This is a genomic window from Mesorhizobium sp. M0514, from assembly GCF_040321145.1.
In the GTDB taxonomy this organism is placed as follows: domain Bacteria; phylum Pseudomonadota; class Alphaproteobacteria; order Rhizobiales; family Rhizobiaceae; genus Mesorhizobium.
Window position 1 is genome coordinate 13,633 of sequence record NZ_JAMYQZ010000034.1, and the last position, 19,338, is coordinate 32,970.

12 protein-coding genes are annotated in these 19,338 nt (G+C 60.1%); 7 read left to right on the top strand and 5 right to left on the bottom strand.

What is annotated here, in order from left to right:
- Positions 1–4: 4 nt before the first annotated feature.
- Together nadE and NKI61_RS16000 are read right to left on the bottom strand one after the other, a co-directional pair.
- Positions 5–985, bottom strand: a complete 981-nt coding sequence (gene nadE / locus NKI61_RS15995) for an NAD(+) synthase (protein WP_280790896.1) — start codon at positions 983–985, stop codon at positions 5–7.
- Positions 982–3,732, bottom strand: coding sequence for an AMP-binding protein (locus NKI61_RS16000; RefSeq protein WP_502899898.1), 2,751 nt, complete (start codon positions 3,730–3,732; stop codon positions 982–984). The genes nadE and NKI61_RS16000 overlap by 4 nt, the downstream gene beginning before the upstream one ends.
- A gap of 338 nt (positions 3,733–4,070) precedes the next feature.
- On the opposite strand from NKI61_RS16000, the gene NKI61_RS16005 reads away from it, so the two are divergent.
- A complete protein-coding gene (locus NKI61_RS16005) occupies positions 4,071–4,796 on the top strand; it encodes an AAA family ATPase (protein ID WP_352667344.1) in 726 nt (241 codons plus the stop codon).
- 79 nt (positions 4,797–4,875) lie between these two features.
- Here the strand turns inward: NKI61_RS16005 and NKI61_RS16010 are convergent, their stop codons facing one another.
- Positions 4,876–5,088: a DUF768 domain-containing protein gene (locus tag NKI61_RS16010; RefSeq protein WP_023670889.1), complete on the bottom strand. Its 213-nt coding sequence runs from the start codon at positions 5,086–5,088 to the stop codon at positions 4,876–4,878.
- A gap of 87 nt (positions 5,089–5,175) precedes the next feature.
- On the bottom strand, positions 5,176–6,654 hold the full coding sequence (locus NKI61_RS16015; protein ID WP_352667348.1) for a M10 family metallopeptidase C-terminal domain-containing protein: 1,479 nt from the start codon (positions 6,652–6,654) through the stop codon (positions 5,176–5,178).
- 1,009 nt (positions 6,655–7,663) lie between these two features.
- On the opposite strand from NKI61_RS16015, the gene NKI61_RS16020 reads away from it, so the two are divergent.
- The 6 genes from NKI61_RS16020 (at position 7,664) to NKI61_RS16045 (ending at position 18,010) form a co-directional block, all read left to right on the top strand.
- Complete coding sequence (locus NKI61_RS16020) at positions 7,664–8,890, top strand: glycosyltransferase family 4 protein (RefSeq protein WP_352840037.1); 1,227 nt, start codon at positions 7,664–7,666, stop codon at positions 8,888–8,890.
- Positions 8,887–10,146: an O-antigen ligase family protein gene (locus NKI61_RS16025; RefSeq protein WP_023681031.1), complete on the top strand. Its 1,260-nt coding sequence runs from the start codon at positions 8,887–8,889 to the stop codon at positions 10,144–10,146. The genes NKI61_RS16020 and NKI61_RS16025 overlap by 4 nt, the downstream gene beginning before the upstream one ends.
- A 1-nt stretch (position 10,147) precedes the next feature.
- Positions 10,148–12,145: an asparagine synthase (glutamine-hydrolyzing) gene (gene asnB / locus NKI61_RS16030; protein WP_352840039.1), complete on the top strand. Its 1,998-nt coding sequence runs from the start codon at positions 10,148–10,150 to the stop codon at positions 12,143–12,145.
- A 1-nt stretch (position 12,146) separates the two neighbouring features.
- Positions 12,147–14,348, top strand: a complete 2,202-nt coding sequence (locus NKI61_RS16035) for a GumC family protein (protein WP_023733255.1) — start codon at positions 12,147–12,149, stop codon at positions 14,346–14,348.
- Between the two features lie 69 nt (positions 14,349–14,417).
- Positions 14,418–16,589: a polysaccharide biosynthesis C-terminal domain-containing protein gene (locus tag NKI61_RS16040; protein ID WP_352840040.1), complete on the top strand. Its 2,172-nt coding sequence runs from the start codon at positions 14,418–14,420 to the stop codon at positions 16,587–16,589.
- Between the two features lie 215 nt (positions 16,590–16,804).
- On the top strand, positions 16,805–18,010 hold the full coding sequence (locus tag NKI61_RS16045) for an acyltransferase family protein (protein WP_352840041.1): 1,206 nt from the start codon (positions 16,805–16,807) through the stop codon (positions 18,008–18,010).
- Positions 18,011–18,059: 49 nt separating this feature from the next.
- Here the strand turns inward: NKI61_RS16045 and NKI61_RS16050 are convergent, their stop codons facing one another.
- Complete coding sequence (locus NKI61_RS16050; RefSeq protein ID WP_081725364.1) at positions 18,060–19,196, bottom strand: NAD-dependent epimerase/dehydratase family protein; 1,137 nt, start codon at positions 19,194–19,196, stop codon at positions 18,060–18,062.
- Positions 19,197–19,338 lie beyond the last annotated feature (142 nt).

Genomic DNA, 19,338 nt, shown 5'->3' on the forward strand with positions numbered 1-19,338 from the left:
TCGGTCAATCTCCGCCTTCGGCGGACAGCAAAGGCCGCGCGTGGAGATAGTGGGCCGCCCTTCGTTTCGCTTCGATGTCCTTGAACACTTTCTGAAGCTGGGGCTCGGTGAGGCCAGCAACCGCCGCGAGCTCATTGCTGGCGACCCCGTGGTTCAGGCCGTAGAGGCATAGATCCATCAGGTGATAGGGCAGCGCGAAATAGAATTCTTCCTGGCTTTGGGCCATGGAAAAAGTGTCGGTGGTCGGTGGCCGCCGCCGGATTTCATCATCCACCTCGAGATATTCCGCGAGTTGATAAACCTGGGTTTTGTAAAGGTGAACGATCGGCATCACGTCGGCGGCTCCGTCGCCCTGCTTGACAAAAAAGCCCTGGTCGTACTCGAGGCGATTTGGAGTGCCGACAACCGCGTATTTGAGGCGATCGGCGTGATAGTATTCCGTCATTTTGCGCAGGCGCTGCTTGTAGTTTGTCGCAGCAACGATCTGCAGATAGGCAGCTGGCGGCAGACGCACGGTATCTACTTTACCCTGCGGATCCTGGACCGTGAGGCGGGTTATATTGAGCCCGCTGCTCTCCAGAACCGACGCGATCACCAGCTTGCATTTCCACCCTTCCCCATAGTCGGGAACGACGGTCTGGATCGCATCGATCTGCCGGCGGTAGGCGCCGATGGCCTCCAGTGCCGGTGCTATGTCCTCAAGGACGCTTTCAATGCCAAGCTGTGCCGCGACGCGGCGGCCAAGTCTCAGGGAGTCGCCGGAAGAATCCCGCTCCGGCATGAACAGTCCCAGGACCTTGTCTTTCCCGAACGCGCGCATGCACAAGGTCGCGACGACGGAGCTGTCGATACCGCCGGAAAGACCGACAACCACGCCGCGACGATGCAGGGTGCCGAGAACCTGAGTGCGCAAGGTGTCAACGATGCGATCGACCTCCGCGCGGGCATCGAGCGTCAGCATGTCCTTGCTGAATTCCGGAATTATGTCGATGACAAGTCCTCCCTTTTGCGAGATTCGGCGGGGGAATAGGTCTGCACGATGGCCATCTCGATAAGCGGACGGTTGGTGGCAAGGTTTGGTTCGACGACAAGGTCGATGTGGCTGCCCTTGATCGAAATGACGTCCAGGTGTGCCAAGACGCTGTCCCAGCCCAAGGCCCGCGGCATTCCCACCCTGCGACATCGGAACAAGGTACCGGAGAGGGGCAGAGCCGGTTTCGGTGCCTCAAGCCACTGGAAGAATGACTTCGCCCTTAAAACCTCCTGCAGTTCCAGTTTGGTCCTGAAGATCGTCGGGTTGAACTCTCCATTGGCAAATCTGTCCAGTATCCTGGCCAGACGCGCTTCGCCGCCCACCGCGACGGTGATCTTCGCAAGGGCTCTGCAAGCCATCCGGTGCGCGGATATGCGATTGGTGCGAATACGATAGAACGTACGGGTAGCTGTCTCCCAATGGTTGCTCGGCTCGTCCAGAAGGCTCGTGTCGAGGATGCCCAGGAACCGCACCGTTCGCCCGGCCTTCATGAGCCGTGCGGCAACCTCGAATGCAACCGCGCCACCCAGAGAATGGCCGAGAAGTCGCACGGGGCCCGCAGGTTGGATGCGGCTTATCTGCTCGAGTGCGGCGCCAGCCATGGCGCTGAGGGTGTTGTGTCCGTCCAGTATCGCCGCAAGGCTCGGATATCGGATCGGGTTTACACGGGCGACTTTTCCCATGGCGGCTGCGAACGCAGCCAGGCTCGGACCATAGCCAACGGACCCTGGAAACAGGAAAAGAACCGGGGGGTGGTGCTTCTTTTCGCGCCCTTCGCCCGACCGTGCAGAGACGACCGCCTCAACCATCTCGTCCAAGCTCATGCCGACGGTGAATGCCTCGAGGCCTAGCTCTTGCCCGATGGCGTTTTCGATCGCCATCACGCAGTGCAGCAGCTGCAGCGAATCTCCTCCAGCATCATCCCAGTTTCCCGCGGCAGTGCCTGTGTTGAGAACCTGCGTCCACGCGTGCTGCACTATTTGACGCGTGTCCTTTGCTCCTCCGGCTGGCGGAGCATCGAGAGTGGACGACCGGGCGGCTTGCGCCCTCCTTCCGTGCGAACGATCTATCTCGGCCAGTGTTGCCAAATCGACCTTACCTCCCGACAGGCGTGGGATTGCGTCAACGGTGTGCAATCGCAAGGGACGCAATGGTGCCGGCAAGGTCATCCTGAGGAGCTGGCGAAGGTCGTCCGCAAAAGCGCCGCCTGCGAAGCGCTGGGGAACCACGAAGGCGATGAGTTCCTGCGCGGCCGTTACCATCACTACGGCATCCGCCACCGAAGGCGCGCAACGCAAGACCCGTTCGAGTTCGGCGGGCTCGATGCGTCGACCATTGATCTTGATCTGGCGCCCTTTGCGGCCGACGATCCTCAAGATGCCATCATCGTCGAGCCGAACGAGGTCCCCGGTCGAAAAAAGCCGAGCCTCGGGATCGTCGGGGTCCGGCTGCGCGGGAACGACCACACCGTTCTCCCAATGACCAAGCAGGACATAGCGGCTTTTGATAAGAAGCTCTCCACTTTCGCCTGGCCCTACATTGCGCTCCGCTTCGTCGACGATAGCGAATGTCATACCAGGGAGCAGCCTGCCGACGGGAACCGACGCGTCTTGCTCGGGCCAGTCAGGCGGCAAGAACCATTGCGAACCGATGGTTTCAGTCGATGAGTAGCCGATCTGGATCAGACACTGGTCCGAAACGGCTTTGCGCAGCAAAGCGATGTCCGTCCATGACACTTTCTCCCCACCGATCCGCGCCACTCTGAGCGGCCAGGAAGCGTCGGCGGGCGCCTCAGCCAGGAGGGCTCGAAGCAGTGCCGGCACAAGATAGGCGATCGTCACACCTTCGGACTGCAATCGAGCGCGCGTAGCGCGCAGGCCGACAGCCTCCACCTCGAGAAGATGCAACGTGGCGCCCGTCAGCAGCGCCGCAAAGATCTCCCGGCAACCGGCGATCGTGGCTGGCCCGGTCAGCGGCAGGAAAACGTCATCCGCGCTGATATGGCACGCATCGACATATTGCCGGACCCGCCATAGCAGGCTGCGTTGGCTGTTGACGATTCCCTTGGGGCGCCCGGTGCTGCCCGAAGTGTAAAGCACCAATGCGGGCGCATCGACCGAAACCATAGGGGGCTTATGCTGCTGTTCTGGGTGTTGATCGTTGGACGCCAGGGCGGCCGCAATTTCGATCCAGATGATCTCTTGGGCCAATTCGACCGGGCGAACATCTTCGGCGCCTATAATCGCGCCGAGCCCCGCGGCACTGACTATATCGAAAATGCGAGAGGCGGGATCTCTTGTGTTGAGCGGAACCGAAGGCCGTCCCGCCGCCATGGTCGCCAACATCGCCACAGGATACCAAGCGGAGTTTGCTTGCAGGATGCCGATGGCCTGCCCTTCGGGGACGACGGCAGCGATATGAGTTGCCAGCGTCTCGACCGCACGGAAAAGCTCAGAAAAAGTCAGGCGGTTCGCGCCGTCGCTGATTGCGAGCTTGTCAGGATGCCCCCTGGCGACATCTCCAAGGTGGTCGAAGATTGGAATGTCTGCAAATTTGGCACCCATCTGTCGGTAACGGCGCCAGACTGGCCCCCCTTGGTCAAGGTCATATTCGGGAACGACTGACCACCTTCGGGTGGGTCGCAGATCCACCTGTAGGTTTTGATTTGCCACTTCCGAATGCAAACACACTGAGGACATTCAGGGCCCCGCCAAGCTGTCGGTCGAACATCGCTCGCCGCGGAGATCTTTTCATCAATCATTCGGATGATGCCTCGATCTTGCCTAGCCAGCGCTTCCCGAGCGTCCTTCAGAAGTTTTGCCATTTGTGTCCAGCACCGGTCGTTTTTCCTTGCAAGCTCCGTGGAGCGCAAGACGGCTTGCCCAGGCGAACGGATGCGATCGGCATCTCCGCTAGAATCCGGGCTCGGTAGATTCACTGACTGGAACAATCATTCAAATGAACGTTGGTGTGATCTGAAATCCGGCTAAGCTTGATCCGTAGGGGAATGACTGCTCGTTCGGAGACGCTTGAGCATATGATCATCGAGTTGTTTGGGCCGCCTGGCGCGGGTAAAACCACGCTGCTTCGCGGCCTCTGCCAAGGGCTGGCGAGACACGGCATCAATGTGAAGACAGTAAATGGGTATCGCCTGATTGAACCTGGATCGGCTCAGGATGACGCTCCGGAAATCCGCCATGGCATAGGAAGAATTGGCAAAAAGATTGCCACATCCGGTCCTATCTTGCTGTCGACCTTGCCAAAGGACAGTGTCGCGGCCCGGCTTCTGGCATCGATCCCTCTTCGAAGCCGCGTGTGGTCATGGCGAATGAAGGTCGACATCGCCCAACTGTGCCAGTCCTGGCGCCAAGCGCGGGAGTCGCCCGGTTGCTTCATCTTCGAAGAGGGCATGATTCAGGCTTTGTGTGCGCTGGGTGTGCTGGCTAGAACTCCAAGCCTCGACGCGGTCCGCGAGTGCCTGGCGTTTCTGCCGCGGCCGGATCTCGTTGTGCAACTCGACGCGCCCCAGGAAACGTTACGCCGCCGTCTTGTGGATAGGCATGCGCAGCAACCGCTCCTCGAGGTTATGCTGTTCGAACTTGGCGTGGACAAAGGATTAAGGCAGGCCGAAATCTCAAGAGAGGTCGGCGAGTGCCTGCGCCAGGACCGATGGCCGTTGATACAAGTCAATGGTGCTGAACCTCACGAGGTGGACGGGGTCGTCGCGCGCGTTCTGGGAGAGCATGTTGGTCATGCTGCCTAGGCTGGCCCATGACCTATGATCCATGACACATTTATGCATTTGGCGCCAAGCCGGGCAGCATCTGCCGCCAAGCGTGCAATCATGTCGAATCGTGCTGATCGAGCACTTCGAGCATGGTCGTCAACATGCTTCCGACTTCCTCAGAGATTTCCTCGGGGCGGATTCCCGCTCTGATGGCATCCGCCGTTGCTTGGTCCGCAAGTTTCGCCGCAAGAGCCGGATCGGCCTTGGTGTAGAGTGGGATCTTATCCTCTACCCATTTCTGCAGGAATTCGATGCCGCGCGCGCTCATACCAAGTACAAGCTCGGCGGGGCTTCTTGGTTCCGTCAGCCATATTCAAGAACGTCAGACCATCTTGCTCAGGCTGACGTCCCACGGTCACGTCACGATGAACGAGGACGCCGTCAGAGCCAGATGTGGCGATAGAGTGGCAAATTGGATCTGATGTGCGCCGCCCGAGCCGTCGCTGTCAAAGGAAAGCGCGCCGGTCGTGCTGTTATAGACGATGTGATCGCCGCTGTCGTGCGCGGCCCTGCCGGCGTAAAACGCCGAAGAGGGAAGGGCGCCTGTATGCAGGCCGGCAAACACGGTGTGGTCGAGTTGGATCTTGTCGTGGCCCACTTTGAAATCGGCGACCTTGTCGATATTGCCGACCTTGAGAGCCGAATCGAAGACAAAGACGTCGTTGCCGCCATGTCCGGTCAGAACGTCTCTCCCGCCACTGCCGTTGATAGTGTTGCTCCCGGAATTGCCATCGATGGTTTGGGCGAATTCGTTTCCCGTGAGCTTGATAGCGGCAGTTCCCAATTTGCTGGTGGTCGCAAGATGCTCGACCTGCGAGCCGGCCGACAGCGCGTAGCTCACCGATGCCAGCACGCTGTCGTTGCCGCTGTGCCGCAGTTCCACCACCTTATCGCCGGCGTTGTTGACATAGTAGGTGTCGTTGTAGCCGCGGCCCATCATCGTGTCCGCGCCAGCGGTGCCGCGAAGCACATCCGCGCTACCCGTGCCGTAGAAAATGTGATCGCCGGTGCTGGTCGGAGGGACACTTGTGGGCGGAGGCGCTGTGCTGGTAGGCGGCGGCGTCGGTTCGCTGGCCGAAGGACCGCTTGCGGTGCCCTGGTTGTGTTGAAGGAACAGAGCCTGCAGCGTCGGCGAGCTCTCAAGCGCCGTGTCGCCCTGTTGAGAACCCCAAGCATAGGCATAGTCGAAGGCCGGCGAAGGCGCTACCTTGGCCCAGTGGTCCAACATGGTCTTTTCCTGAGCAACGCTGGGCAGGACATAGCGACCGCCCGTGTCGGTCGTCCAGTCGCCGCCGCCGAAGGTCTGATACACGGGAACGACCTGACTGAGCGGGATGCCCGAGGCGACGGCCGCCGCCACAGTCCTGTCGATCATGTTGTAATCAATCGTGCTTGTTCCGGTCCGTACCGGGTAGGGATCCAAGCCGTAATAGTCGATATGCGTGTTGGCAGGATTGAAGGTGTTTGAAAAGTCGGGGTTAGCGGAAGACCCCATGTTCATCATTGTTATGAAGGTCTTGGCGCCGGGCAGGTGGCTGTGGATCCAGTCTGACTCCGCCTTCAGATCAGCGGCGGTGGCATAAGTTCCCCATTTGCCGGTCGGGTCCGGCTCATCGACGAGGAAGAAGCCAAACACTTTCGGATTGCCGATGAAGGGCGTGACCTTCTGGATAAAGGAGGAGGTTGCACCATCTGCTTCATTGAGCCACACCAGGCCTTTCTGGCCGGCCGGCAAGGCGTTGAGCTGGTCCAAGGAAGATACATCAACAAGATTGAATCCGGCTTTCGCGACCTCGGAGGCCGACCCGCCCGAGGCGTAATGGAGTGTTGTCATTGACATACCCTTCGTCCGATTCGGTAGGCGCCCCACACCTGCCTAGGGAAAGGATCCATTAGCGACAAATCAAATACCGGCGCCCCTTGATAGAATCTTTGATCAGCGTCCGAAAAACACAACAGCCTCGATGCTACGCTTGCCTCAGAGGTATGTAGATGATCCAAGTATGTCGGGCGCTCAAGCCTGCAACGAAAGCATTGCAGCGAAGTCTGCCGGAGCGCCTGCGCATTTGCAGTGGCGGCAATCGGCCAATGCGCGCTTCGGTTGCGCGAGCCACCGCCAAATGCGCGCTTCCGCAGGATTTATTCGAGCTCAGACCGCAAAAGGAACCGCGTCCTGGCGAAGCCCTCCCATTGCAGCCGCTCAATGCTCCTCGTAAAAAGCCTCGGCGCCAAAATGAGCAAGGCAGTACTCCACAAGGTCATGCGAGGCGCGCGCCGCTGGCAATTGCGGAGAGGCACTGAACTGGATCCCACCGGGTTCAACGGAAAGGCGGGCGTGCCGGTCCGGATGACGGCGAGCATGGCAACGCGGTCGCCTAGCCGCGGGAAGATGCGGCTGGTGGGTCCGACCATATCCAGAGACCGGGTGAAAGCCTGTTTCCAGACGAAGCGATCGGGAGAATTGGCGGTGCGAGTCATCACACCGCCTGGTCGCGATGTTGATCCGGCGAGAGAAGGCGGGCGGAAGTTGCTTTGAACGCGGCGCGCGGACCTTTCGAACACAGCCCTTTTTTATATCCGGCCCGCCGTGTCGTACGCGAAGATGTCGTCCTTGCACCGTCAGACCGGATGAACCCAACTCACTGACCGAGGCGACAGCGGTTGTGGCTGCATTGCCGCATCGTTGATCAGCTTGCTTCATGCAAACAGACGAGGACAGCACGAAAGCGTGCTCCTAGCGTGGGACTGGCTGTTGTGTGTTCAGGGGCGATGAAACCGGCCATGGAAACCGCGGATAGGATCAGCTGTTTTACGCGATTGGTATCGCATCCAGGAGCGACAGGATGAGTCCGCATCTGGTTTGCGTTGGAGGCGAGGATCATAGACTAAGAATCCCGTTTCTTTTGGCGCTTCGCGAAAGGGGTTTTCAAGTCACTGCCGTTTCGAGTGATCTCGGAGCCGCCTTTTCACCCCATGGCATTGCCCATCGCCGATTCGGGTTCGACCGCTTTGGCAGCGGCGGTGCAGAATGGGGTGCTGTCGGCGCGATCCGTGAACTGATGTCCGAACTGCGTCCGGACATCATTCAAAGTTTCGACACCAAGCCCAATCTCCTAACTCCACTGGCGGTGCGCGGGCACGTTCCCGTCGTTCGCACCATCAACGGGCTTGGTTGGACATTCTCGTCGCGGGAGCCGCGGGCCCTGGCATTGCGTCCTTTCTTTTGCGGCCTTCAGGGGGTGGCGTCTCGTTGGACAGCCATGACCGTCTTCCAGAATAGTGATGATCAGGCCTTCTTCGAGCGCTATCGGCTGGTGGCTTGCGGCAAAGGGCGACTGATCCGGAGTTCTGGCATCGACCCCGATGCATTCTCGATGGCAAGGTATCGTGGTCCTTCGGCTGCCACGATGCGCGAGGAACTTGGCCTACAATCGGCCCAGGTCATAATATTTGTCGGTCGGCTCACGCGGCAGAAGGGGATTCCAACCCTCATCGAGGCGGTTCCTCGCGTTATCCGCGAGAGGCCCAACGCGCGTTTCGTACTTGTCGGCCCGCAAGACTCCGAAGGTCCGTTTGCCGTCAGCAGAGCCGATATCGAGCGCCATGTTCCCCACGTTGTCGCATTGGGGCCAAGGCGCGACATTCCAGCCCTCCTTGGCATGGCGGATATCTTTGCGTTTCCGACGCAATATCGCGAGGGAATTCCGCGTGTCCTGCTGGAGGCGGGATTGTCCGGATTGCCGATCGTCGCCTCGAATATGCCGGGCTGCAACGATGTGGTTGAGGATGGCTGGAACGGCTATCTCGTGGCGCCGCGCGATGCGGATGGCTTGGCCTCCCGGATAGTCGATATTCTTTCCGACCCCGCCCGTGGCAAGACCATGGGGAGCCGTTCCGTCGGATTCGTGCGGGAGCGGTTCTCGTTGTCGTGGGTCATCGACCAGTATTGCGACCTGTACAAGACAATCCTGGGTGGCAGATATCGCAGCAGGCTTGTTCAAGCTGCGCAGGCGAATCCGAGGGAAGAGGCGGTGCCGAGCCCCCATCGACTGGGCGAGGCGCGGCAATGATGCGTGATGCGCTTCTGGCCTTCGGCGTCGCGATGTCCTACGCGGCGCAACTCAGCATCCCAGGGCTGCCCTTCGGCTACAGCGAACTATGCCTCACGCTCTGGATAATGCTGTCGATGACGCGAATCCTTGCTGGCGGCCAACTGGAGGTTACGCCGGCCCTGGCCAAGCTTGGGCTTTTCTGGCTGATCCTGGCGCTTGCCATGGGCGTGGGTTACATCATCGGTTTTCTGACAACCACGTTGTTCCTGGATCCGTTGTTGCACGACACGCTGGCCTATGTGCTGTTGGCGTGCGTCACCTGTCTGGCCGCTGCGGAGCCCAACGCGTCTTTCCGTTTGCGTCGTATCGCCTGGTGGATGGTTGCTATCGCGAATGCGGGCTTCATCATCCAGGTAGGGCTTGGCTTCGGCTGGCTCCATCAGGCTGGGGTCGAGCCCTGGTACTGGGACCGCTTCTGCGGATGGTCCGACAATCCGAACCAGCTTGCGCTCTACTGCGCCCTACTCGGTCCACTGGCCTTGCATCTTGCCACAACCACCAGCAATAAATGGGGAAGATGCCTTGCCCTATGCAGCCTCATATTCACCGTTTACGTCGGAAGGCTGACAAAAAGCGATACCTACCTTTATACCACGGTCCTGGCTTGTCTGATCCTTCTCGGGCTGCGGGTCCGGGCCTGGCTGACGAGCGACGGCAATAAGGCGAGCCTTTCAAGGCAGCTTGCCGTCCTGATGGCCGTTGGCTTCCTGCCGCTGGCCCTGTCTATAGCGCCCTATGCCCTCAGCGAGGCCTCCAGCGCCGAAGACTTCGCCAAGAGCCTGACCAAAGACAAGGGCGGGGAAGCGACTGCCCAAACCGCGGCGCTTCGCCTCTACCTCTGGAATGCAGCCTTGGAGAAGGGGGCACGATCGGGATCGCTTGGACTGGGTCCGGGCCCGCACCTAGATAGTCCGCCCGTGGTCAATCAACAGTTTTTGCCGCGGCCCTTCGAGGCGCACAGCACCATCCTGGATCTCTACACTCAGGGCGGCCTGATTTCGGTTCTAGCCCTGATGTGGATCTTCGGCTCGGCTGCGTTGTCCGCCTGGCGGGCGAAGCTGGACGCTCTGGTGGCGCTCGTGGCATCGATCGCCGTTTTCAGTGCTCCGCATTTGGTCATCCGCCATCCGATCGTGTGGTTCTGTCTGACCCTCTGCCTTGCCGCTGGGACGCCGGAAGCGATCCCCGCGATTGTTCGCCAGAGGAGATGCTAGAATGTGTGGGATCGCCGGAATTTTGTTGGCGCCCGATGCAGCCAACGCAAGTGCGCTCAGGGCCATCGGACCGATGGCGACGGCGCTTCGTCATCGCGGACCTGACGGTGAGGCCTTCTGGGTGAGCCGTGAAGGGGGGGTAGCCTTCGGCCACCGGCGACTGGCCATCGTCGACCTGTCCGAAGCGGGTCGCCAGCCAATGCTCTCCGCGAGCGGTCGGTATGTCATCACCTTCAATGGCGAGATATACAATTTTCGCGATCTGCGCCGTGAACTGGAAGGGGCGGGCCATCATTTCCGCGGCGCCAGTGACACGGAGGTCATGCTGTGCGCGATTGAAAGCTGGGGCCTTGATGCAGCCCTCGCGCGCTTCGCTGGCATGTTTGCTTTTGGGCTGTGGGACCTGAAGAACCGAACGCTTCAGCTTGCCCGCGACCGAATTGGGAAGAAGCCACTCTATGTCGCCTTGACACGTGATGCGCTCGTCTTCGCCTCGGAGTTGAAGGCGATCACTTGCTTCCCAGGCTTCACCCCGAAACTCGATGTCGATGCGGCGACGACAATGGTTTCCAAAGGCTGGGTGCCGGATGACCGTTGCATTTGGCAGGGCGTGTTCAAGCTGCCGCCTGGTTCAGTACTGTCGGTCACTGCGGCGCAATTCGCCAACGCCCGAGACACCGGTTCGCTTGCGCATCGCATTCACCCTTGGTGGTCGCTGGCCGATGTCGCCTGCAAGGGACAGCGCGATCCGATAGCTGCCAGCGACGAGGACCTCGCAACCGAGCTCGACAGCCTGCTCCGCCTGGCCGTCAAGGAACGAATGATTGCAGATGTGCCGCTGGGCGCCTTTCTGTCGGGCGGAATCGACAGCTCGACTGTCGTCGCGCTGATGCAGGCACAGTCCCGAAACCCCGTTCGTACGTTCACCATAGCGTTCGGCGAAGGTGGGTTTGATGAAGCTCCCCATGCGGCCGCGGTGGCTCGGCATCTGGGCACCGATCATACGGAACTTCATCTCTCGCCGGCCGCCGCGCTTGAGGTCATTCCGGAGCTGCCCCGGATTTGGGACGAGCCGTTTGCCGATGAATCGCAGATACCGACGCTGCTGGTGTCGCGGCTCGCGCGGCAACATGTAACCGTGGCGCTTTCAGGCGATGGTGGCGACGAGTGCTTCGCAGGCTATTCTCGACACTTCCTGGCAGCCCGCCTCACAAAGCAGCATGAGCTGCCATTGTCATTTCGCCGGCTGTTGGCATCGGGGGCTGGGTTGCTGGCCCAAGCCTCTCAGAAAGATATCTTCGGCAATCTGCCGCTTTCATCGAATATGCGGCATGGCTTGCGCGGTGACCGCCTGGCTCGCCTTGCCCGCCTGCTCGCGGCGCGAGATGAGGACGAACTCCTTCTGCAACTGACCAAATCTTCAGCCAACGACCTTGTTCATCGCAAGCCGTCGACAGCACCTACCGACACGACAAAGCTCGACGGCCTGCTCGCGCGTCTCCTATTCGCCGACATGACAGGCTACCTACCGGGCGACATTTTGGTGAAGCTCGATCGAGCCACTATGGCCAACAGCCTCGAGGGGCGATGCCCGATCCTGGACCATCGCGTCGTTGAGTTCGCCTGGCGCTTGCCAGCCCGTGCCAAAGTCCGAAACGGGAAGGGCAAATGGTTGCTTCGCCGACTGCTTGATCGTTATGTACCACGCCGACTGGTTGACCGGCCCAAGCAAGGTTTCGACGTTCCGGTCGGGACTTGGTTGAAAGGGCCCTTGCGCGGCTGGGCAACCGATATCATTGCTACGATCGGCCGCTCCGGGGACGGGGTCATCGACCGTGAGAAGGTCGACGCATGCTGGCGCAATCATCTGCATGGAAGCCAAGATAATTTCCGCGACCTGTGGCCGGTGCTCATGTTTCAGGCGTGGCGCAACGAAGCCATGCGGCCATCGACGGTCGCCACGCACCCTTCTTACCATATCGAACTGACAGGGGATTGAGATGGAAGGTTCCATAGCCAACCGCGCCCGGCGTCCGCGCGCCAAGCAGATGGAAGCTGGGACACTTGAAACCAATCTGCGCTTGATGCGGCCGCCACGCGAGCCAACGCAATCGTCACCCTTCCACCAGCTCGTCATCATCCTGACGACGCGAAAATGGTTCTTGCTTGCCATGGCCCTTCTGGGCGGCATCCTGGCCGGACTGGCAGGCTTCACCCGCCCGGTGCTGTTCGAGGCAACGACGCAGGTCATTATCGACGCCCCGAGCAGCAGTGCTTCGGGTGGCGTGGCATCCGCCCAGGACTCGCTGGAATCGAACATCGATGATCATCTGACGATGCTCTCCTCGCAAGGCCACCTGCGTCGGGTCCTGGCAGCACTGCGCAAAGCCCAACCAGTCGACGGTAACGGAAAGAGCGTCGTCAATGCCGTCCCGCCCGCGGCTGGCTCGTTCCTCATCGACCTCCTGAACAGGGCCTGGAGACAGGATAAGACAGTGGCGGAAAATCCGGACGCAGCGGACGCGCCCGAGCTGAAGGCGCTACGCAAGGGAATGAGGGTCGGACAAGAGCTGCGATCGCGCGTCATCACCATCGGGTTCACCGATCCAAGTCCGGCGCGTGCGGCACTTGTCGCGAACACGTTCGCCCAAGTCTACATTCAAGATCTGGTACAAAAAAGCCGAGCATCGGATCAGGTTCATCTGGATTCGATAGTCGCCAGCCTTCCGCAAGTACAAAGGGATCTTGTCGAAGCGACAGATCGGCTGGAGACATACCGGCTCACGCATGGCGCCGTCGATCAGACTGCGGCCAACAACGCAGCCAGTGAGACAGCGGAACTCGGCCGGCAGATATTCCTATCGAAAGCCAGTCTTTCCGCGTCGGAAGCGCGCCTTCGCCGTATTGAGGACCTGCGCAAGGCGGGCGCCCCGGTCACGGCCATCGCTGAAGAAATCGGGTCGCCCGTGTTGACGGACCTGGTGACACGCCAGTCGGGTGCCGCCGCCGACGGCGATCTGCGCAACGCGATCGCCCGCGAAATGGAGCAAAGCGTTGCCCGAATCGCTGCCGAGGCAAATGTTTACCGGTCCCAGGCTACGGCTCTTGAAAGTCGCAAAGCGATGCTCGACGCGGCCGTGGCCGACACGGCGAGCCAACTTTCGGGGCTGCGTTCCCTTGAGCCTCGGGTAGCCATCGTGACGCAGCATTACAACGAACTCCTGAGCCGGCAGCAGGACTTGACACGTCGCATCGCCGCTCCTTCGCCAGGCGTAGCGGTCCTTTCGACCGCCTGGCCGCCGTCGACCCCCATGACATTGTCGCCAATTTTCCTGATTCCCCCCGGCATGGTCGTCTTTGGTCTCATGGGGGCGGTCATTGTCCTGGTCCGCAACGGTTTCAACCAAACCTTGCGCAGTGAAGCCGAAGCCGAAGCCGAGCTTGGGGTCCCGTGCGTAGGACTGCTTCCCAGGGTTGCGGGACTTAACGCCAGAAAGCTACGGCATCTGGTTCTGAGCCAGCAGAACTTGCCGTTCAGCCGCGCCGTGACTTCGCTGCTCGTCACTGCGGCGCCAACTCAGGGGAAGGGGCAGCCGCCGCATATCATTCTCGTGACGTCCAGCATCCAGGACGATGCCAAGACCGAGTTGGCATGGAGCCTGGCGCTGGCGGCAACGCGGCTGGGAGGAAGAGTGCTTTTCCTCGATCTCGATCGCAAGGATGTACGGCTCACGAACGGGTTTCGTGGTGAATTCAGCACCGACAAGGCCCGGAACTCCTTCGGCGACTATGTGAATGAACGTTGCGTGCTGAAGGATGCAATCACGAGGATGCCGGAAATCGGTATCGACCTCATGGCCGCTCCAGCACCTTCCGATGATCTCCTGACGCTTCTGTCCACCGTCGACAAATGCCAGTTCACCGAGGAGCTGCGTTCGGCCTACGACGTGGTCATCATGAACGGTCCCCTGGGCCTCGGGGGGCCTGAAACCAGGCTGCTTAAGCGCTGGGCCGATTCGGTGCTTTTTGCCGTTCGCTGGGCAAGGACGAGGCGCAGCATTGCCCGTGGTGCTCTGGATGCAATAGGGGCCGGCGGATCCGCCACCGTTCCAGTAGGGAGTGTGCTCACCCGGGTGAACCTGAAGAGGCTAGCCGGCTCCAGGCTCGGAGACAACGCCGATCTTCTGTTGGAGAGGGTTTGAAGATGCGTCTGCGATCTTCAACAGAATCTCCAGGGAGCGATCGCGCCCCTAAATCGAGCCAGCTACACGATGATCATTGAATTTTTCGGACCTCCAGGATCCGGCAAAACAACCTTCGCACATGCGCTTGCGCAGCAGCTGCGCGGGAAAGGCTATCACGCCAAGGTCGCCCTCAGCTACAAGCCAAGCACCAGGGCCGCCAAATATGATCTCGGAATCTTTCTGTTCATATCACGGATCGTATCGGCGATATTTTCAACAGCCAGAATATTGCTTTTTTCGGCAGGGCGAGCCGATGATATTTCCAATTCCTTTGCAATGGTGAGGATGATACCGCCAAAAAACCGAATATGGCGCGCGCGAATCTGGCGATACATCCTGCACCTTTCGCGTTGCTGGAAGTCTGCGGAGCAATCGCCCGAAATTACGATTTTCGATCAAGGATATGTTCAAGCGATTGGTTCGCTTGCGATGTTCAATGGGAGCACCAACCCCAGAACGCTGGAAAAGGCGCTCAGCCTCGCACCGGCGGCCGATCTCACCGTCAGGCTCTTGGTGCCAGCTGCGGTCGTGGAAAGTCGCCTTCGTAGGCGGATGGAGCTTGAGCCGCCGGCGGAACGGATTTTCGAGGCCGACTTGAACGTGAACATGCGCTCGTTCGCCGTTTTTGAAGCGATGCATGACCTCCTGACAACATCTGGCCGGGAAATCATCTCCGTCGAATACACCGATGGTCCATCGACCTTTAAAAGTATTTGTCGGATTGAGAGACAAATACTTTCTGCATTGTCGCGCTTCGATAGGGCGGTCGGCGAAAAGCAAATTGAGTTGCCATCTCATCGCGCAGACGTAACAACTGGTTCAGCAACCACACCGCCGCGCAACAAGGACATGGGATCGCGGCTCGCTTGGGCAAGCATCTTCGCCTTGTTGATCTATATTGGTGGCGCTGGTTTGACCAGTCTTGCCCAGTTGGCAATTGCACGCCTTATCGGACCTCACAACTACGGCATCTATTCCTACGTTCAGGCTTGGACGTCAGTGCTCGCCTATCTGGCAACGCTTGGCTTTAATGTATCATTGTTGCGTTTCCTCCCGGCCTATAGGGCCAGTGGCAGGCTTGATCTGGCCCGCGGGGTGATAAGATTTGCGCTGCAGAGATCGCTGATAGCGGCAACCTTGTTCGGGATGATCGGCGCTGCGTCAGTCCTGTTCCTTTCAGATCCAACGGAAAGAGGGCTTGAGACAAGCATCGTGCTCGGCATGATGGCTGTGCCCTTGGTTACCGCCTATGCTCTCGGAGCCACGCTTGTGCGTGCTTTCGGCGGCGTTGTCTCGGCGTTGTTGCCGGAGCGCATCATGCGAGACGGGCTCCTGCTCGTGTTGGTAGCCCTCCTGGCATTGTCGGGATTTCGAACAGTGGATGCGCCCTCGGTGACGCTGGCGGTGCTTGTGAGTTCCGCTTTCACAGCGGCCCTGGTGTTCATCATCGCGAGGAGGTTTGAACCACCCGACCTGGGACACGCCAAGCCAAGTTATGCCTCGAGGGAATGGTGGCTTGCCGTCCCCCCGCTCATGCTCATCACCGGGCTCGATGTTTTCGTCAGTCGGGCAGGAGTCCTGGTTTTGGGCTGGACAAGCCATATTGCTGAAGCGGGTATTTTCGCGCTGGCCTTGAATGTCGCGATGCTCGTGGGCCTGTCCCGTATCGCCGTGGCAACCATGTTTTCGCCAACAGCAGCCGATCTCTACGTCAGAGGCGATCGCAGAGGCCTACAACAGCTGTTCGCGCGCGCAACCCTGCTTTCTGCTGGCGGTGCCATCCTGGTGGCCGTCCCGATGATGGTGATCGTCGAGCCGTTCTTGAGCTATTTCGGTGAGGGTTATAGCGCGGGAGCGCCGATCGCACGGGTTCTGATTTTGGGATATGTCTTTGTCGCGCTGTGCGGGCCCCAACAGAATCTCCTGACCATGACTGGAAATGAATGGGCTGCGGCAACGACGATGATAGCGGGTGCTGTGGCCAATATCATTGCCTGTGCAGCCGGAGTTGCGGTGTACGGCCTGCTTGGCGCTGCGGTGGGTGTCGCACTTGCACTGAGCATCTGGAGCATTGCCATGGCCGTCTATATCCGCAAGCGACTGAAAATCATGCCAGGCTTGGTTTTTGCCTTGCTGTCGATCAGGCCGAGCGCGGTCGATGCCCGTCAATGGCATTGGTTCTTGAGGGCGAGCAAATGAGAGCACTGTTTTGGCTACGGTGATTGCCGTCGTTCGGGCAGGAAGTCACGAAGCCCGGATCGCACAAAGGCCATAGGGCTGCACAGACGCTTCGGCGTATCTCTGTTCCGGACACCCGCGCGGGCAGCCGATACTTCGCGGGCTGTGTCCGTCATTTGAAGGATGCATCAGTTTCGGAGGCGCCCCAGGGTGTGCTCACAATCTGCGGAGCATTCATGGAACAAGCCCGAATGGCGAGCGCCTCGGCGCCTGCAGTGCGCCGTCGCTCGGAGAGGTCGACGCCTGTCGAGCGCAGCCAACGCGAAACCCTCACCCAAGTTCAGGTCCTGCGCGCCCTCGCGGCTAGTTCGGTCGCGCTGCGACACGCCCAGCATGATGCGGCCACCCTGGAATTACAGGCCGGCCGCACCTTTCAGAGCTGGAATCCGATACCATGGAGCGCTGGAGTCGATATTTTCTTCGTGATTTCCGGCCTTATCATGGTGCATACGTCGCGACAGCTGTTCGCAAAGCCCGGGGGCGCGCGTCTCTTCATTTCCCGCCGGATCGCGCGAATTGTCCCGCTATATTGGGCGCTCACCTCGCTCTACATTGCGGTAGCGGTGGCCGCCCCAAATTTTCTCAACCAGAGCTACGTCGATTTCAGGTTTGTAGTCGAATCCTATTTATTCGTTCCGGCCAGTCGCCCTGACGGCGTCGTTCAGCCGGTCTACGAGTTGGGTTGGACGCTCAATTATGAGATGCTGTTTTACGTGTTGTTCACGGCGACGATCGTGCTGCCCATGCGGTGGGCAGTTACGGTCCTGCTCACGATCCTGGTTGGGATGGTGCTCTCGGGCGCTCTTGCGGCTCCTTTGCCAGAGCCCTGGGGTTTCTGGACCAATCCGATCATCCTCGAACTTGCTTTCGGCGCGATGATCGGGGTCATTTGCGCCTCGGGCCTGCGGCCTTCCGGCCCAATCAGGGCCTGTGTCGCCGCAACGGGACTGGGTGCCCTGATGCTTGCGGCGGCGTTTCCCGATACCTCGGCCGGCCTTGGTCGCCCCGTCGTGTATGGCATTCCGGCGTCTCTAATAGTTTGGAGTGCTGCCTTGGCACCGCCGGGTAAACTGAGGCATGACAGCCTGGCGGCGAGGTGGGCCGCTGGCGTTGGCGATGCGTCATACGCTCTTTACCTCATGCATCCATTCGTGATCCGCGCCATGCGCATAATTTTCTGGCGTACAGGCTTGATCTTTGTGCTCGGCCCGTGGGCTTTCATCGGTTCGGCCTTGGCGATAACCCTGGGCGTGGCATTTATCACCCACCGTCTGTTCGAGAAGCCGCTCACCCGCTATGCGCGGCGCCTTTTGGGGGTCGGGCACGGCACAGGACGGCAGCTTGGGTCCCTTCCAGTGCCGGCGTATCCCAAGACAGATTGAAGGCGAGCCGCGACCCTGCCACACCTGGGAAACGGCGGCGTTGTGCTCACTATGCCGTTGCCGGAAGGCCAGCTGGTCGCACCTGTCCGACAGGGCGTGCATGGAATTCCCGATACCATTCCACGAAACGTTGCACGCCGTCCTCCAGTGTTGTCGCCGGTGCGAAGCCAACGGCGCGGCGCAGGTCCCTGACATCGGCGCGGGTTTCCAGGACGTCACCTGGCGGTAAAGGTACGTTGACGCGAACGGCGCGGCGACCAAGGGCCGTCTCGATGAGCGCGATCAGATGGTTGATTTCTTCCGGCCGATCATTGCCGATATTGTAGAGCCTATATGGCGCCGAACTGGTGGCAGGATCGGCAGCGCGACCGTCCCAACCGGGATCCTGACACGGTGGTTTGGCGAGCACGCGAACAACCCCCTCTACGATGTCGTCGATATAGGTGAAATCCCGCCATACGCGCCCGGCATTGGCGATTTCGATCGTTCGGCCCTCGGCGATGGCATGGGTGAACGTGTATACTGCCATGTCGGGCCTGCCCCAGGGACCATAGACGGTGAAGAAGCGCAATCCGGTTACGGGCAAGCCGAACAGATGGCTGTAGGAATGCGCCATGCATTCGTTGGCGGCCTTGGTGGCGGCGTAGAAGCTCACCGGATGATTGGCACCATGATGTTCGGAGAAGGGTATGCGTCGATTGGCGCCATATACGGAGCTCGACGAGGCATAAACGAGATGGCTGACGCCGGCGTGTCGGCAGCCCTCCAGAACGTTGAGAAATGCGACAATGTTTGACTCCACATAGGCATGCGGGTCGACGAGCGAATGACGCACCCCGGCCTGGGCGGCCAGATGCACGAAGTGCGATGGCTGGAATTCGCAGAACAGCGCTTTCACCAGCGACCGGTCCGCCAGGTCGAAGCGCATCGGCGTGAACCTCGGCTCGGCGCAGAGCCGTGTAAATCGCGCCTCCTTCAGCTTCAGGTCGTAGTAAGGCGTGAAGTTGTCGACGCCGATGACCTCGGCGCCGAGCCGCAAAAGGCGTGACGCAACATGAAATCCGATGAACCCAGCGGCGCCCGTGACGATGATCGGCCCCGTGTGCGTAAGGTTCGACGCAGCACCATCCTGCAGCGCGTGAACGATATCCGCCAGCTTGTTGACCTTCGAATCTGCTTCGGCCATGGCAAGTCACTCCCGTTTCCAGGTTCCGCGTTCTGCGCTATCTCGGCAGCGCCTTGAACGATCGGAAATGGCGCCGCCGGCCTTGTGATCTACGCGACAGCGCGCTCAATGCGGGCCGCCGCTGTCTGAATCAAAGCGGATG

Bases quoted from the DNA above. Each gene is read 5' to 3' on its own strand.
- NKI61_RS16000 (WP_502899898.1), bottom strand. From the start codon at position 3,732: ATGTCCTCAGTGTGTTTGCATTCGGAAGTGGCAAATCAAAACCTACAG.
- NKI61_RS16005 (WP_352667344.1), top strand. From the start codon at position 4,071: ATGATCATCGAGTTGTTTGGGCCGCCTGGCGCGGGTAAAACCACGCTG.
- NKI61_RS16010 (WP_023670889.1), bottom strand. From the start codon at position 5,088: ATGAGCGCGCGCGGCATCGAATTCCTGCAGAAATGGGTAGAGGATAAG.
- NKI61_RS16015 (WP_352667348.1), bottom strand. From the start codon at position 6,654: ATGACAACACTCCATTACGCCTCGGGCGGGTCGGCCTCCGAGGTCGCG.
- NKI61_RS16020 (WP_352840037.1), top strand. From the start codon at position 7,664: ATGAGTCCGCATCTGGTTTGCGTTGGAGGCGAGGATCATAGACTAAGA.
- NKI61_RS16025 (WP_023681031.1), top strand. From the start codon at position 8,887: ATGATGCGTGATGCGCTTCTGGCCTTCGGCGTCGCGATGTCCTACGCG.
- asnB (WP_352840039.1), top strand. From the start codon at position 10,148: ATGTGTGGGATCGCCGGAATTTTGTTGGCGCCCGATGCAGCCAACGCA.
- NKI61_RS16035 (WP_023733255.1), top strand. From the start codon at position 12,147: ATGGAAGGTTCCATAGCCAACCGCGCCCGGCGTCCGCGCGCCAAGCAG.
- NKI61_RS16040 (WP_352840040.1), top strand. From the start codon at position 14,418: ATGATCATTGAATTTTTCGGACCTCCAGGATCCGGCAAAACAACCTTC.
- NKI61_RS16045 (WP_352840041.1), top strand. From the start codon at position 16,805: ATGGAACAAGCCCGAATGGCGAGCGCCTCGGCGCCTGCAGTGCGCCGT.
- NKI61_RS16050 (WP_081725364.1), bottom strand. From the start codon at position 19,196: ATGGCCGAAGCAGATTCGAAGGTCAACAAGCTGGCGGATATCGTTCAC.